The sequence below is a fragment of the Bacillus sp. FSL R12-0074 genome, from assembly GCF_038005725.1.
GTDB classification, from domain to species: domain Bacteria; phylum Bacillota; class Bacilli; order Bacillales; family Bacillaceae_G; genus Bacillus_A; species Bacillus_A mycoides.
The window spans coordinates 5100430-5115352 of the sequence record NZ_JBBOTR010000001.1 but is presented as its reverse complement, the minus strand read 5'-3'; the positions used below and the strand labels follow the sequence as shown (position 1 = coordinate 5115352).

The 14923-nt window shown below is 31.9% G+C and carries 13 protein-coding genes; all 13 read left to right on the top strand.

The window, feature by feature from the left end; translation table 11 throughout:
- The first annotated feature begins 91 nt into the window (after positions 1–91).
- The 13 genes from NSS97_RS26695 (at position 92) to NSS97_RS26635 (ending at position 14820) form a co-directional block, all read left to right on the top strand.
- Complete coding sequence (locus tag NSS97_RS26695; protein ID WP_097872431.1) at positions 92–1246, top strand: glycosyltransferase family 4 protein; 1155 nt, start codon at positions 92–94, stop codon at positions 1244–1246.
- A complete protein-coding gene (locus NSS97_RS26690) occupies positions 1231–2331 on the top strand; it encodes a glycosyltransferase (RefSeq protein WP_107887165.1) in 1101 nt (366 codons plus the stop codon). The genes NSS97_RS26695 and NSS97_RS26690 overlap by 16 nt, the downstream gene beginning before the upstream one ends.
- Before the next feature lie 57 nt (positions 2332–2388).
- Positions 2389–3480, top strand: a complete 1092-nt coding sequence (locus NSS97_RS26685; RefSeq protein WP_070145563.1) for a hypothetical protein — start codon at positions 2389–2391, stop codon at positions 3478–3480.
- Between the two features lie 30 nt (positions 3481–3510).
- Positions 3511–4413, top strand: coding sequence for a glycosyltransferase (locus NSS97_RS26680; protein WP_107887166.1), 903 nt, complete (start codon positions 3511–3513; stop codon positions 4411–4413).
- Between the two features lie 151 nt (positions 4414–4564).
- Positions 4565–5638, top strand: coding sequence for an EpsG family protein (locus NSS97_RS26675; protein WP_105589834.1), 1074 nt, complete (start codon positions 4565–4567; stop codon positions 5636–5638).
- A gap of 103 nt (positions 5639–5741) precedes the next feature.
- A complete protein-coding gene (locus NSS97_RS26670; protein WP_107887167.1) occupies positions 5742–6482 on the top strand; it encodes a capsular polysaccharide synthesis protein in 741 nt (246 codons plus the stop codon).
- Positions 6483–6491: 9 nt separating this feature from the next.
- A complete protein-coding gene (locus tag NSS97_RS26665) occupies positions 6492–7688 on the top strand; it encodes a glycosyltransferase (protein ID WP_107887168.1) in 1197 nt (398 codons plus the stop codon).
- 84 nt (positions 7689–7772) lie between these two features.
- Positions 7773–8804 (top strand): glycosyltransferase, encoded by a 1032-nt coding sequence (locus tag NSS97_RS26660; RefSeq protein ID WP_107887169.1) that lies wholly within the window; start codon positions 7773–7775, stop codon positions 8802–8804.
- Between the two features lie 17 nt (positions 8805–8821).
- The gene (locus NSS97_RS26655) at positions 8822–9982 is read left to right on the top strand and encodes a polysaccharide pyruvyl transferase family protein (RefSeq protein WP_107887170.1); all 1161 of its coding nucleotides are present in this window, start codon (positions 8822–8824) and stop codon (positions 9980–9982) included.
- Between the two features lie 13 nt (positions 9983–9995).
- Positions 9996–11186 carry a glycosyltransferase gene (locus NSS97_RS26650; RefSeq protein ID WP_107887171.1) on the top strand — a complete coding sequence of 397 codons (1191 nt, stop codon included), beginning with the start codon at positions 9996–9998 and terminating at the stop codon, positions 11184–11186.
- 12 nt (positions 11187–11198) lie between these two features.
- Positions 11199–12380, top strand: coding sequence for a glycosyltransferase (locus tag NSS97_RS26645; protein ID WP_016127641.1), 1182 nt, complete (start codon positions 11199–11201; stop codon positions 12378–12380).
- Between the two features lie 20 nt (positions 12381–12400).
- On the top strand, positions 12401–13582 hold the full coding sequence (locus NSS97_RS26640; RefSeq protein ID WP_107887172.1) for a glycoside hydrolase family 88 protein: 1182 nt from the start codon (positions 12401–12403) through the stop codon (positions 13580–13582).
- Between the two features lie 71 nt (positions 13583–13653).
- Positions 13654–14820, top strand: coding sequence for an acyltransferase family protein (locus NSS97_RS26635; RefSeq protein WP_107887173.1), 1167 nt, complete (start codon positions 13654–13656; stop codon positions 14818–14820).
- Positions 14821–14923: the final 103 nt, after the last annotated feature.

Below are 14923 nucleotides of genomic sequence, written 5' to 3'. Positions count from 1 at the left end.
GCTTAGACTTATGTTTTACTATGTAGAGAAATGAGAATGAAGTATGCACAGGTGGTTAGTTACAATATAACAATTGTAGGGTGATATATATATGGAAAATAAAGTATTATTTTGTGCGACGGTAGACTTTCACTTCAAAGCATTTCATTTGCCGTATATGAAATGGTTTAAAGAACAAGGCTGGGAAGTCCATGTTGCTGCTGCTGGCAACATGGAACTTCCATATGTGGATAAGAAGTATGACATTTCTATTCAAAGGTCACCTTTGCAATTTAAGAATATTAAGGCTTATAAAGAGCTGAAAGATATTATTGATGAAAATCAATATAAAATTATTCATTGCCATACCCCGATGGGGGGAGCCGTTGCACGTTTGGCAGCAAGAAAGTCTAGAAAGCATGGAACAAAAGTTTTATATACTGCGCATGGATTTCATTTTTGTAAAGGTGCCCCGCTTGCAAATTGGCTGTTATATTATCCAATTGAAAAAATGCTAGCAAATTATACAGATTGCCTCATTACAATTAACCAAGAAGATTATAACTTGGCTGTTCAGCGAAAGTTTAAAGTACCTAAAATTGAACAAATTCATGGGGTGGGAGTGGACACAGAATATTTTAAACCAGTTAGTGAGGCTCAAAAGAATTGTCTAAGGATTGAGATGGGTTATAAACCGGATGATTTTTTAATGTTTTATGCGGCTGAGTTTAATAAAAATAAAAATCAGCAGTTTTTGATTCGTTCATTGGCCTTAATAAAAGATCATGTTCCCAATGCGAGGCTTCTATTGGCTGGGAATGGTCCTTTGATAAATGATTGCAAAAATTTAGCTGAAAAAATGGGCGTATTTGAAATGATAGATTTCCTTGGTTATAGGAATGATATTGCAAAAATTTTACCTATTTGTGATATTTCTGTTGCATCCAGTCTACGTGAGGGGTTACCAGTTAATATTATGGAAGCGATGGCTTGCGGGTTGCCTGTTATAGCTAGTGAGAACAGGGGCCATAAAGAGTTAATTCAAAATGGTGTAAATGGTTGGACAGTAGGTCGTGAAGACATACAGACAATGGCAGAAAAGATAAAATATCTTGCTGAAAATAGTAGCTTACAAGGCATATTCGGAGAGTCTGGTCGTGAGATTATTAAAAATAATTATGCCGTCAATAAAGTATTAGAAGAAAAGAGCTATATTTACACCATGTTTATGAGTGGAACGGAGGCGTTAGATTGGATTGTCCATTAAGAATCTTACATGTTGTAGTCAATATGAACCGTGGTGGTGCAGAAACCCTTATTATGAACTTGTACCGGAATATAGATCGAAATAAAGTGCAGTTTGATTTTCTTACTTGTAAGGAAGGTGTTTTTGATACAGAAATATCAGAATTAGGTGGGAAAGTGCACAGGATTCCATATATTACTGATGGTGGTCATAACGAATACATAAAGTCTTTAGATAATTTTTTTGAATCTCATCAAGAATATAAGATTGTACACTCACACATGGATAAGATGAGTGGATTTGTGTTACGTGCAGCTAAGAAAGCCGGTATACCAGTTCGTATCGCACATAGTCACAATACTAGCAGTGAAGGTGGAGTTGCTGCGAAAGTATATAAGTGGTATGCAGGGAAGTATATATTAAGAAGTGCGACACATCTTCTAGCATGCTCGGATGCAGCATCTCGCTGGTTATTTGCAGGTAAAACAGATACTGCCACGATTTTAAAAAATGGAATTGAGCCTGAAAAGTTTTCATTTTCCCCCGAAATTAGAAAACAGATAAGAGAGGAACTAAATCTTACAGTTGATAACTTTGTAGTAGGGCATGTAGGAAGGTTTGCGCATCAAAAAAATCATGGATTCCTTATAGAAGTGTTTGCTCAGTTAGTTAAACTTAGAAGAGATTCCGTTCTTGTTTTGGTGGGGGATGGTCCGTTACGGTTAAAGAGTGAACAAAAAGTGGAAGAATTAAATTTAGGGGCTAATGTAAAGTTTCTTGGCATAAGGAGCGATATCGACCATTTACTTCAAGCTTTTGATGTATTTGCATTCCCATCCATTCATGAAGGATTGCCTGTTACTCTTATAGAAGCGCAAGGAGCTGGGTTATCTTGTGTAATCTCGGATGCGATAACTAAAGAAGTAGACATGGGAGCAGGTCTAGTGAGTTTTGAAAGCATAAATATCTCTCCCGAAATATGGGCGCAGGATATATTGGATGTCAATAAACGTATGCAAGATGTAGAAGGATATATCAAGAAAGAAGGATATGATATAAGTGAATCGGCTACTTGGCTTGAGAATTTTTATCTTCAAGCGCTTTAATTAATAGTAACTTCTATATTTTAAATAATGTCTAAAGGATTAAAAAGGAGCACAATGATGTCAAGAGTTTCATGTTGTCTTAGGCTAGGAGAAGTTCCGCTGCATCTCTATAATATAACTGCAGGTTTTGTTCTACTTGCTCAACAAGGAGTAATAGACTTGAGGATAGAGAAACTTAGTAAGAATCATCAAGATCAATTACCTTATAATATGATGGAAGTTATAATCAACGGGAAAACTCGAGTGTTATATGATGTTAATGATGGTTATGATAATTTGCTTAAGCAAAATCAGGATTATGTTGAGTTTATGAATGTGTTGTTAGAAAAATACGACTTTTACTTTAAGCGAAGTTTTAATAGTTTTTATAATTCAAAGTTAAGGCATAAGGAAAAAATTTATCCTCTTGGATTAAATTATATGGTTACAATACCTGGAAATATTGCGCATTCACCGATGCCTCAAGATCCACTTAGGGAGAAAATTAAGAAAATAATACGGAAGGTTCCGTTGTCTCAATATTACAATGGTTTATATCGTATTAATTCTTTTGAAGATATACCTCATAAAGAAATAGATTCAAAAATTCTTTTTATGGCTAGGCTATGGGATGTAAATGGAGATTATGAAGGGCAAATTTCTTCGAATAAAAAGGAAGAACGTGCATATATTAATGATTTTCGAGCAACATGCATTAGACTTTGTCGAAAAGAGTTTGGAGATAAATTTTATGGAGGAGTAGCACCATCAGAATTTGCATATAAAAATTATGCAGATATTGTTATAGAAGACGGAAAAGCTACTGAACGGAATAATTACCTAAGAAAGGTAAAAGAATCTGCAATTTGTATTGCAACTATGGGATTACATCAATCTATTGGTTGGAAATTTGCAGAGTATGTTGCAGCAAGCAAGGCTATAGTAACAGAAGAATTACATTATGAAGTCCCAGGTGATTTTCGTGATGGTCAAAATTATCTTGTTTTTAAAACACCAGAAGAATGTATAAATCAAATATATACTTTATCAAATGATGAAAATTATAGATATCAAATGATGATTAACAATTATAGATATTACCATGAATATGTAAGACCTGATAGATTAGTATTAAATAGTATATTAACAATATTAGGGGATGAATTTTAATAGATTAGATGATTGATGGAGAGATGTAAATTGAAACCTACTCTTACAATTTTTACACCTACATTTAACCGTGCTTACACGCTGCATTTATGTTATGAAAGTTTAAAGCGACAGACAAGTAAGGATTTTGTTTGGTTAATTATTGATGATGGATCTACAGATGACACAAGAGAGTTAATAGAAAATTGGATTTCCCAAGGCAGTATCTCAATTCAGTATCATTATCAAGAGAATCAGGGAATGCACGGGGCACATAATACTGCTTACGAATTAATTGATACGGAACTTAATGTTTGTATTGATTCTGATGATTATATGGCGGATGATGCCGTTGAAAATATCACTCGTTTTTGGAAGGAGTATGGAAGTAATGATTACGCTGGCATAATAGGATTAGACGCTAATCCAAATGGAAAAGTTATTGGAACGATGATGCCGGAACATGTGAAGGAATCTAAACTGACAGATTTGCATGCGAAATATAAAGTCACAGGTGATAAAAAGTTAGTTTATCGATCAGAGTTAACACGAAAAACCCCACCATATCCAATATTTCCGGGCGAAAAGTACTGTCCTTTAAGTTATAAATATATTCTTATTGATCAAGAGCAGCCTTTACTCATCATGAATAAAGTTCTTTGTCATGTTGAGTATTTAGCAGATGGATCTAGCATGAACATTATTAAGCAATATAGAAAAAACCCCCAAGGGTTCTCATTCTTTAGAAAAGTTGCTATGAAATATGCTCCTACATTAAAAGAAAAATTTCGAGAATCTATACATTATGTATCTAGCAACTTGATGATCAAAAACTATAAATTTCTTATTGAGTCCCCATGTAGGCTTATTACTTTGGTGGCTACACCTTTTGGGATTATGCTTCATTTTTATATTCAAAAGACGAGTAAAGCTACTGTTTTGAAAAATAAATAGTAGGTCTTTAATTAACTATGTATTTTATTGTCACATGTATTTAGATTGTAAGAGAAATATAGGACTTGATAGGCTATATTATTGAATTATTTGGTTAAAGAATAGCAAAGAGTTCTATATTTGCAATCTATAATATGAAAGGAATTTAAAAATGTTTATATTTTGGGTTACGCTGGTCTTAGTTTATATTCTTTCTTTTTTAGCAAGATATTTTTCTACTCCTGTAATAAGGGGACCACACATTGTTCAATCAAAGCCAAATAAGCTGTTAGTATTTTTAACAATAGTTATTCTTGTAATGGTGTCTGGTCTCCGTAATAATATCGGGGATACTTTTTTTTATATGTATTCTTATAAAAAAGATACGTTTGATTGGGAACATATAAAAGAAGGAAAAGATATGGGTTTTAATGTGCTTCAGATGATTTTAAAACAGTTCTCTAATGACCCTCAAATATTGATTTTTGTAACGGCACTAATAACAAATGTACTTATTGTGTTGGTTTTATATAAATATACAAGAATGTTCGAATTAAGTTTATATGTATATATAACAGGTGGAATGTATTTAATATCAATGAATGGGATAAGGCAATTTCTTGCAGCAGCAATTATTTTTGCTGCAACAAAATATATATTTGAAGGTAACTGGAAAAAGTATATTCTAATTATTCTATTTGCATCAACAATACATCAAACTGCACTTATCCTTATTCCAATATATTTTATGATTAGGAGAAAAGCATGGTCATGGGAAACGTATGTAACCCTTTTTTGCTCTGTATTCATAGTTATAGGGTTTAATCAATTTTTAGATACGTTATTCTCAGTCATAGGAGATAGTCAGTATGGAGATTACAAGAACTTTTCTGAGGGCGGAGCAAATATACTTAGAGTTGGAGTTAATATTCCTCCAATTATTATTGCTTACATTGGAAGAGAGAAACTTAGGGAAATATTTCCTAAAAGTGACTATGTAGTAAATATGTCTATATTAGGACTTGTATTCATGATAATTTCAACACAAAATTGGATTTTTGCAAGATTTTCTATATATTTTGGATTATACCAATTAATTTTAATTTCATGGATTATAAAATTATTTACTGATAAAGACCAAAAACTAGTTTATTATGCAATATTAGTATTTTATTTTATTTTCTATGCATACGAGAATGTAATAACATTAAACATTATTTATAAAAGTAATTTTTTAAATTTCTAAGTTTTTTAAGGTGAAATATGTTAATGACTAGTTGATCAATGAAATATGGAAATTTAGGTGTATAGGTATATTATTCTATATAGTTTAGAAAGGGGATACTGAGTTGGCATTTACAGAAAAGATTCCACGCATCATTCACTATTGTTGGTTTGGTAAAGGAGAAAAACCTATAATAGTAAAAAAATGTATAGATAGCTGGAAAGAGAATTTAGCTGGTTATGAAATAATTGAGTGGAATGAAGATAATTTTGATATAAATTGTAATTTATATGTCAAGGAAGCCTATGAATACAAAAAATTTGCATTTGTAAGTGATTATGTAAGAGTATACGCTCTTTATAAATTTGGAGGAATTTACTTAGATACGGATGTGGAGGTATTCAAATCTTTTGATGATATGCTACATCATGATTCATTTTGGGGATTTGAACAAGAGAACTATATAGCTACAAGTACAATAGGAGCGACTAAAGGAAATGTGTTAATAAGAATGTTTCTAGATTCATACGAAGAAAAAAGTTTTATTAAAGAGGATGGAAAGTATGACAGTTTAACCAATGTGGCCATTATAAGCGAGATACTAAAAAATAAAGGATTACAGTTGAATGGAGAATATCAAGAAATAAGTGGGATAGGAGCCTTCTATCCTCAAACATATTTTTCTCCATATGATTATATTAACTGTAGAAAATTTATTACTCCAAATACATATGCAATGCATCATTTTTATAAAAGTTGGTTACCACCTAAAGCAAGATTGAAGAGTGGTTTAAAACTGTTAGCATCTAAGATTATAGGCGGAGAAAATATAGCGCGGATAAGAAAATTTGTTACAAAAAATTAGGAGGCATATATGAAGGATATACTGGTGGCCTCATTTGATATGGAAGTTGGAGGAGTAGAAAGAAGCCTTATAAGTATGCTTGAGGGTTTTGATTACAAAAAATACGCTGTTGATTTAATGCTGTATAGACATCAAGGGGATTTTATGGAATTAGTTTGTAACAAGGTAAATTTATTAGAAGAAGTTCCACAATACACCACCTTTAGGAAGTCAATCGGAGAAACTTTAAAGGATAAAGAGTATGGCATTGGATTTTCTAGAATTTTATCTAAGATAAATACTCGTTTTGCAGGAAAAGCTAAAGGAATAGTAGAGACAGGATATTATCAAATGCAATTAATGTGGAAATATGCTATTCCATTTTTACCTAAACTAGATAAAGAGTATGATGTTGCAATTAGTTATTTGTGGCCGCATTATTTTGTAGCAGATAAGGTCAAGGCTAAGAAAAAAATAGCATGGATTCATACAGATTATTCTACAATTGAGACAGATATAGAGATGGATTTAAAAGTATGGAATAAATTTGATTGTATTGTAGCTGTATCAGAGGCATGCAAAAATTCATTTTTAAAAAAATATAGTGCATTAAAAAATAAGGTTATAGTAATGGAAAATATAACCTCCCCGCAGTTTATTAGAGACATGGCGAATGAAGAAATAGATACCCCTATGCTTCTTGATAACCGTTTTAAAGTTATAACTGTGGCTAGACTATCTCATGCAAAAGGAATCGATAATGCTGTTAGGGCTTTAAGGATATTGAAAGATAAAGGCTATGAGAATATAGCCTGGTATGTAGTTGGATATGGTGGAGACGAAACAATGATTAAAAATCTAATAAGGGATTTGAAATTAGAAAATAGCTTTGTGTTGCTAGGAAAGCAAATTAATCCATATCCATATATAAAAGAAGCTGATTTATATGTCCAACCATCTAGATATGAGGGAAAAGCTGTTACAGTAGGAGAGGCTCAGATACTTGCAAAACCAGTCCTAATTACAAATTATACAACCGCAAACAGTCAAGTGAAAAATGGGATTGACGGATATATTACGGAATTATCCGTTGAAGGAATAGCAGATGGAATAGAAAAATTGTATAAGGATGCTACCGTAAGAAAGCAGTTAGCTAACAATTGTAGTAATACTGATTATAGTAATAAGTATGAATTAAATAAGTTGTATGAAATTATAGAGGCTTAAAAGTTTATTAAGTGTATTGGTACAACTACAAAAATTTTAAAAAATGAAAGTATAAGGGATTCAAAGTAAAGGGGTGATTTGCCCATGAATAGAAATGTCAGTGTAATTATACCGGTTTATAATGCTGGTAAATATATTACTCGGTGTATAGAATCACTGTTAAATCAGGTGCTTCATAACTGCGAATTTATCTTTATTAATGATGGTTCAACGGACAATAGCGTAGAGATTATTGAAAAGTATAGGGCACTAGATGACAGGATTATACTTATAAATCAAAAAAATCAAGGTGTGAGTATTGCAAGGAATCAAGGACTTCTTATAGCTAATGGTGAATATATTGGATTTGTTGATGCTGATGATTATGTAGAAGCGGATATGTATGAAACTCTGTATAATTCAGCAAAACAAAGCAATTGTGATGTAATTATATCAAATTTAAGAAGTGAGATTGAAGGGCATAAGGTAACAATTGAATATCCATTTCCAACTAATATCGTTCTAAAAAAAGAATATATAAATAAAGAGATATTACCCTATTTTCTTAAAAGCGATAATTTAAATACTGCTGTAAACAAAATTTATAAAAATAGCATAATAACGAAAAATAATGTGAAGTTTCCAGAGAAGGTCGCATTAGGAGAAGATGGAATGTTTAATATTCAATTTTTTAGTAATGCAACTAATATGGAATATATAGATTATACGGGATATTATTATAGGGATGTAGCGGGTAGCGCAACTCGGGATATCTCAAAAAAAGATTATTTCAAGCGAGCTGTGGAAGTATATAATATGGAACTACCGAAAATTTACATCGAAAAGGTCGATAAGGCAAAGATACGTGAATTGAAATCAAGAAAGTTTATAAATAGTGTAATTTCCTACGTATATATTTATTTTGAACCGTCTAAGGAAATACGGTTTAGTGAGAGATATGAATACATAAAAAATATGATATGCAATAAATATGTTAGAGAGGCATTGCCACTATATTGTGAAGTAACTTATAGCAAGCTTGGTAGATATGAGAAATTTTTAATAAATATGATTAAAAGAAAATCTACTGTGGGGTTATACTTTGCAGTCTCTTACAGCAGGCTTAGAAATAAATAAAACTGGAGGAATTTAGTGTGAAGTTTATGATGTTTGCCCATGGGGGCAGTTTGAATAGAGGGTGCGAAGCGATAGTTCGAGCTTCTACAAATATTATAAAAGAAAAAATAGATGGAGCAAAAGTATGTTTGGCATCAGATAGACCTGAAACAGATAAGGTAATCAATAAGTTAGATTATATATATGATGGTTCTAGCCGCAGTCTGAAAAAATATTCATATGATTGGTTATTGTCCTCAGTTAAAGTAAAACTCTTTAACGATGAGTCTTATGCATTAGGGAAAATTCATCATAACATAATAAAGCATATAAAAAGTTCCGATGTATGTTTATCTATCGGGGGGGATAATTATTGCTATGGAGAGCAACCTGGGTGGTATGAGATTGATAGAAGAGTAAAAATGCAGGGAAAAAAGCTAGTACTATGGGGATGTTCTATAGGAGAAGAGGATATGTCTGAAAGAAAGTTGGAAGATCTAAAGCTCTTTGATTTAATATTAGCACGCGAAAGTCTTACCTATAATATGTTAAAAAAACAAGGATTAAATAATGTTCAATTGTGTGCTGATGCTGCGTTTACAATGGAAAAAGAAGAATTGGAGTTGCCTAATGGATGGCGGGAAGGAAATACAATGGGTCTTAATTTTAGCCCGCTTGTATGGAATAGAAATGAGAATTCTCAAGTCGCGGTAAGAGAGTTAATTAATCATATATTAAATACTACAGATATGACGATTGCTCTTACACCTCACGTTATTGAAGATGGGAACAATGATTACGAAGTTCTCTACAAATATTACCAAGAATTTAAGGACACAGGCAGAGTGATTCTGTTACCAGATAACTTAAATGCAATACAGTATAAGGGGTATATAGCTAGAATGCGTTTCTTTATAGGAGCTCGAACGCATGCAACTATAGCTGCTTACTCTAGTTTTATTCCGACTATGGTATTGGGATATAGTGTAAAGTCCAAAGGGATATCTAAAGATATATTTGGGGAAGAAAAATTAGTTTTAGATATAGAGGAGATATCTGATAGTAATAAATTAAAAGCAAGATTTGATGAGATGGTACGAGAGGAAGAGGAAATAAAACAAAAGTTACAACAATCTATACCTAATATAAAGAAAATGTCTTACAAAGCAGTAGAATATTTGAAAGAATTGTCTAAGTAATTTGGGGTACATTATGAAAAAAAAACTACTATTTGTTATGCCTAGTTTATCTGCTGGTGGTGGAGAAAAAAGCTTGATAAATTTACTATCTCAGATAGATTACAGTTTATATGATGTAGATTTATTTTTGTTTAATAAAACAGGAATATTCATAAATTCGATACCAAGAGAGGTAAATATATTAGATCTGCCAAGTGATTATAAAATATTTGCATCTAGCCTTAAAAATTCAATAATGGGATTTTTAAAGAATAGACAAATTGATTTAGCATATTCAAGATTGATGTTCACTATTAAAAATAGATTGATAAGGGAAGCTGCAATTTCAGAACAGTATACATGGGAATATCAAAGTAAGTCATTTGAAGTGTTAGAAAAAGAGTATGATGCAGCGATAGGCTATCTTGAAAAGTCTTCAATATACTTCGTAGTTGATAAAGTCAATGCCAAAAAAAAAGCTGGATGGATACATACAAATTACTCGAATTCAGGTATGGATTGCCAGTTCGATAACTCATATTTTGAACAACTAGATAATCTAATAACGGTTTCAGAAGAGTGTGCAAAATCGTTACAAGGAAATTTTCCACAACTAAAAAATAAAGTTACGATTATATATAATATAGTAGCTCCTAGCATTATATATGATTTATCTAAAGAAGATATAGAAGATGACAGTTTGTTTGATAGACATTATACCAATATTATTACTGTCGCCAGATTAAGTCATGAAAAGGGTTTAGATTTAGCGGTGAAATCTTGCAAGTTACTTCTTGAAAAAGGATACAAGATAAAGTGGTACGTATTAGGGGATGGAAATGAAAAAGATGTATTAGAACGTTTAATAGAAGATCATCATCTATCAAACCATTTTACAATTTTGGGGGTTCGAGAAAATCCTTATCCTTATATACGAAAAGCAGATATATATGTGCAACCATCTAGATATGAAGGTAAGTCTATAGCAATTGATGAAGCAAAAATATTGCATAAACCGATAGTGGTGACCAACTTTGAAACTGCAAAAGATCAAATAAATCATGGAATAAACGGAATTATTGCTGAGATGTCTGAAGAAGGAATAGCAACTGAAATTGAAAGGCTTATCAAAGATATAGAATTAAGGGAAAGAATCGTAAATAATTTATCTACAGAAAAGTTAGGAACCGAAAAAGAAATAAATAAGCTCTACGGAATTCTTTAAAAGGTGATTATTATGAAAAAAGACGTATTATTTGTTATCAATAATTTGAACTGCGGTGGGGCTGAGAAGTCATTAATCTCTTTGTTGAATACGATGGATTACTCTCGCTATAATGTGGATTTATTTTTATTTAAGCATGAAGGTTTATTCCTTAATAAAATCCCTAAACAAGTGAATGTATTGGAAGAACCTTCTGAGTATCAGTTGTTTGATATGCCGATAAAAGCAGCTGTCATGAAATGCTTGCGACAAGGAAGACTAGATATAGCCTTATCAAGGGTTTGTGCAGGTTACATATTTAAAAGTGAAAAAAACAAAGCCCGTTGTGAACAGAGAGTATGGCGATATCTATCAAAATCTTTACAGAATATAAGTAAAAAGTATGATGTAGCGATTGGGTACTTAGAAAAGAACCCAGTTTACTTTTGTATAGACAAAGTAAATGCGAATAAGAAAATTGGTTTTATACACACTGATTATGACAAATTAGGAATGGATCCTAACATTGATATGGGTTATTTTCGTTCATTGGATCATATAGTGACGGTGTCTGAGGAATGTGCCAATGTTTTAAAACAAAGATTTTCTATATATAACGACAAAATAGGTGTTATTCATAACATCGTATCTCCAAGTACGATAAATAAAATGTCACAGGAAAAGGTAGATCTAGAGCGTAAAGGGGTAAAGCTTGTTTCTGTAGGAAGGCTAAGTCATGAAAAGGGATTTGATTTGGCTATAGAAGCATGTAAGAATCTGGTTGGAGATGGATATGAAATAAAGTGGTATATCATTGGAGAAGGGGAAGGGCGAGGTAAGTTAGAAAAAATGATAGAAGAAAATCACCTTCAAGATCATTTTTTACTGTTAGGACTGAAAGAAAATCCCTATCCGTATATAAGAGAAGCAGATATATATGTACAACCATCCAGGTTCGAAGGAAAATCTATCGCAATAGACGAAGCAAAAATACTGCATAAACCAATAATGGTAACAAATTTCAGTACAGCTAAAGATCAAATTAAAAATGAAGAAAATGGGCTGATTATAGACATGGATGCTCACTCACTCTCGGAGGGAATTAAGAAATTAATACATAATGAAGAATTAAGAAATAAGTTAATAAAGAACTTATCAGATGAAGAGCTAGGAACCGAGTCGGAGATAAAAAAATTATATACATTATTTAAGTAGTATAGAAAGGACATAATTATATGGTTATACAGGCAGCGTGCCTTGTGTTACTTACTGTAATCGCAATTATTGTAGTGATTGATTTCATCCCTATAGGAAAGAATTGGTTGGGAAGAATAAAAATAGGGAGATATACGGATAAAGGCTTATGGAATCAGTCAATCACTCATATAGGTGTTAAGTGGCTAAATAAAACACCAAAGATTAAGGTAACTGATAACACAAGATTAATAGCAATTGATATGTTGAAAGGAAATTATACGAAAAGTGCTATACAGCATTGGCAAGAAGCATCTTTACTATTAGGGTTGTCTGAATACCTGAAATATAACGATGACAAAGCAGTGAAACATGAAATTACGAAGTTTTTGAACTCTAAATTTGATCATAATGGTCAGTGGGTGCACAAACCTCAGTATGTAGATGGAGCAATACTTGCTTATGCGATCATGAAGCTGGATTTTGAGGATATAGATAAATATAAAAAAGCCTTGGATGCTACTTGGGAAATGATACAAGAGCATATAGGTGAGGATGGTACGATAGAATATAGAAAGTTTATGAAGGGGTATCGATACGTAGATACCATTGGTTTCATATGTCCATTCTTAGTGACTTACGGCATTAGGTATAACAAAAGTGAGTGTATAGATTTGGCTGTAAAGCAGATTAAAGAATATGAAACATATGGAATGTTAAACTTAAGTCATATACCATGCCATGCTTATAGATTAGAAGATAAAGTTCCTCTAGGTTTATATGGCTGGGGAAGAGGTCTTGGATGGTTTGCTATAGGTCTTATAGATACGTGGAATGAATTACCGGAAAACAACAGCTATAAACCTGTATTAGAAGAAAGTGTACGTAAATTTGCAAAAGCTACGATGAAATTTCAACAACAAGGCAATTGGAATTGGACTGTAACCAGGAACGAATGCGGACCAGATTCCTCCGCTACATCCACACTGGGGTGGTTTATGTTGAATGCAGCAAAGATAGAAGATATTTCAAAGGAATGTTTGGAAAGTGCAGATAAAACTATCGGTTATTTGATGGGAGTGACAAGAAGAAACGGAGCGGTTGACTTCTCTCAAGGTGATACGAAGGATATAGGTGTATATTCTACTTTATTCGATATATTGCCATTCACACAAGGGTTTTGTATTAGATTAATTAATTTACGTAATAATTATAAAATTTAGTCATCCTTATAAGGATGACTAAATTTTAATAGTTAGATTAATAAATTCATTTTAGAACAGAGGGAAGAATTATGACGAGACGTTATAAAGAATTGGATTCCCTTCGGGGTATTGCTGCAATCATTGTTCTATTAGGACACTTCTTAGCATTATTTCCGATATTAGGTAAAAAGGTAATGTATTCAACATTTGGGGCCTATTTTTCTGTATTATGGCAAGGTCATTCGGCTGTTATTATATTTTTTGTGTTAAGTGGATTTGTTCTATCCTTGCCTTTTTATAAAGGGGCGGAATTTAATTATTTAAAGTATCTTATTAAAAGAGTTTGTAGGATTTATATTCCTTATATTGTGATTCTTTTTATTGCAATAGGAATTAAATTGGGGATTCATTCTAAAATTGGTACCATTCCCGGTTTGGTACAATGGGGTTCATGGAACATAGAAGTTTCTTTTAATAGAGTAATGGATCATATTTTATTCTTGAGAGAATTTAATTCTGATGCGTTTATTATGGTGATTTGGTCATTAGTTCACGAGATGCGAATTTCCATAGTGTTTCCTTTAATTATTTTTCTTTTACTTAGAGTAAACTGGAAAGTAAGTATTGGGATAGCGATGTTTTTATCAGTTATTGGTTATTTATTAATGAAGAACATTCCAAGCGAATTTAATATGCCAGTATCCACCAATTACTTTATCACATTACATTATAGCTCAATGTTTATTATTGGTGCACTACTAGCTAAAAACAGAGAATATTTAGTGAGTAAAATTATTAATTTAAAAGCAAAATATCTATTATTGCCTTTAGGTCTTTTATTTTTTAGCTATCCACGTATCCCATTTATGTTACTTTCCAAACTAATTGGTGAAATTGATTATGAGTTGTATCTTATCATCATCGATTGGTATATATGTTTTGGCGCAGTTTTAATTATTCTATCCGCCCTAAGTTCAAAACTATTTTCTAAATTATTACTGATTAAACCAGTACAATTTATAGGGGAAATATCATATAGTCTTTATTTAGTACATCCAATTGTTCTATTAACAACAGTTCATATTTTCTATGGAAAGATATCAGTGCCTTTAATTTTATTAATTTCTTTCATATTTACTATGGTTGTGTCGGTCTTATGTTATAAATTTATTGAAATTCCATCAATAAAAATAGGCCGGAAACTTGCCGCTGAAAATTCTAGAGGCGATATTTCATTGAGAAAAAAGGCTAGTTGAAAAATTGGGAAATAATAAGAATAAATATTATGTAAGATGTGAATAGAGGGATAAGAGTAATTTTCTTAAGAAAAAGAGAAAAGATAATCTAATGCTCTATCGA

Excerpts from the sequence above, each read along its gene's own strand:
- NSS97_RS26685 (WP_070145563.1), top strand. The coding sequence starts at position 2,389 with ATGTCAAGAGTTTCATGTTGTCTTAGGCTAGGAGAAGTTCCGCTGCAT.
- NSS97_RS26640 (WP_107887172.1), top strand. The coding sequence starts at position 12,401 with ATGGTTATACAGGCAGCGTGCCTTGTGTTACTTACTGTAATCGCAATT.
- NSS97_RS26645 (WP_016127641.1), top strand. The coding sequence starts at position 11,199 with ATGAAAAAAGACGTATTATTTGTTATCAATAATTTGAACTGCGGTGGG.
- NSS97_RS26695 (WP_097872431.1), top strand. The coding sequence starts at position 92 with ATGGAAAATAAAGTATTATTTTGTGCGACGGTAGACTTTCACTTCAAA.
- NSS97_RS26650 (WP_107887171.1), top strand. The coding sequence starts at position 9,996 with ATGAAAAAAAAACTACTATTTGTTATGCCTAGTTTATCTGCTGGTGGT.
- NSS97_RS26660 (WP_107887169.1), top strand. The coding sequence starts at position 7,773 with ATGAATAGAAATGTCAGTGTAATTATACCGGTTTATAATGCTGGTAAA.
- NSS97_RS26635 (WP_107887173.1), top strand. The coding sequence starts at position 13,654 with ATGACGAGACGTTATAAAGAATTGGATTCCCTTCGGGGTATTGCTGCA.
- NSS97_RS26675 (WP_105589834.1), top strand. The coding sequence starts at position 4,565 with ATGTTTATATTTTGGGTTACGCTGGTCTTAGTTTATATTCTTTCTTTT.
- NSS97_RS26665 (WP_107887168.1), top strand. The coding sequence starts at position 6,492 with ATGAAGGATATACTGGTGGCCTCATTTGATATGGAAGTTGGAGGAGTA.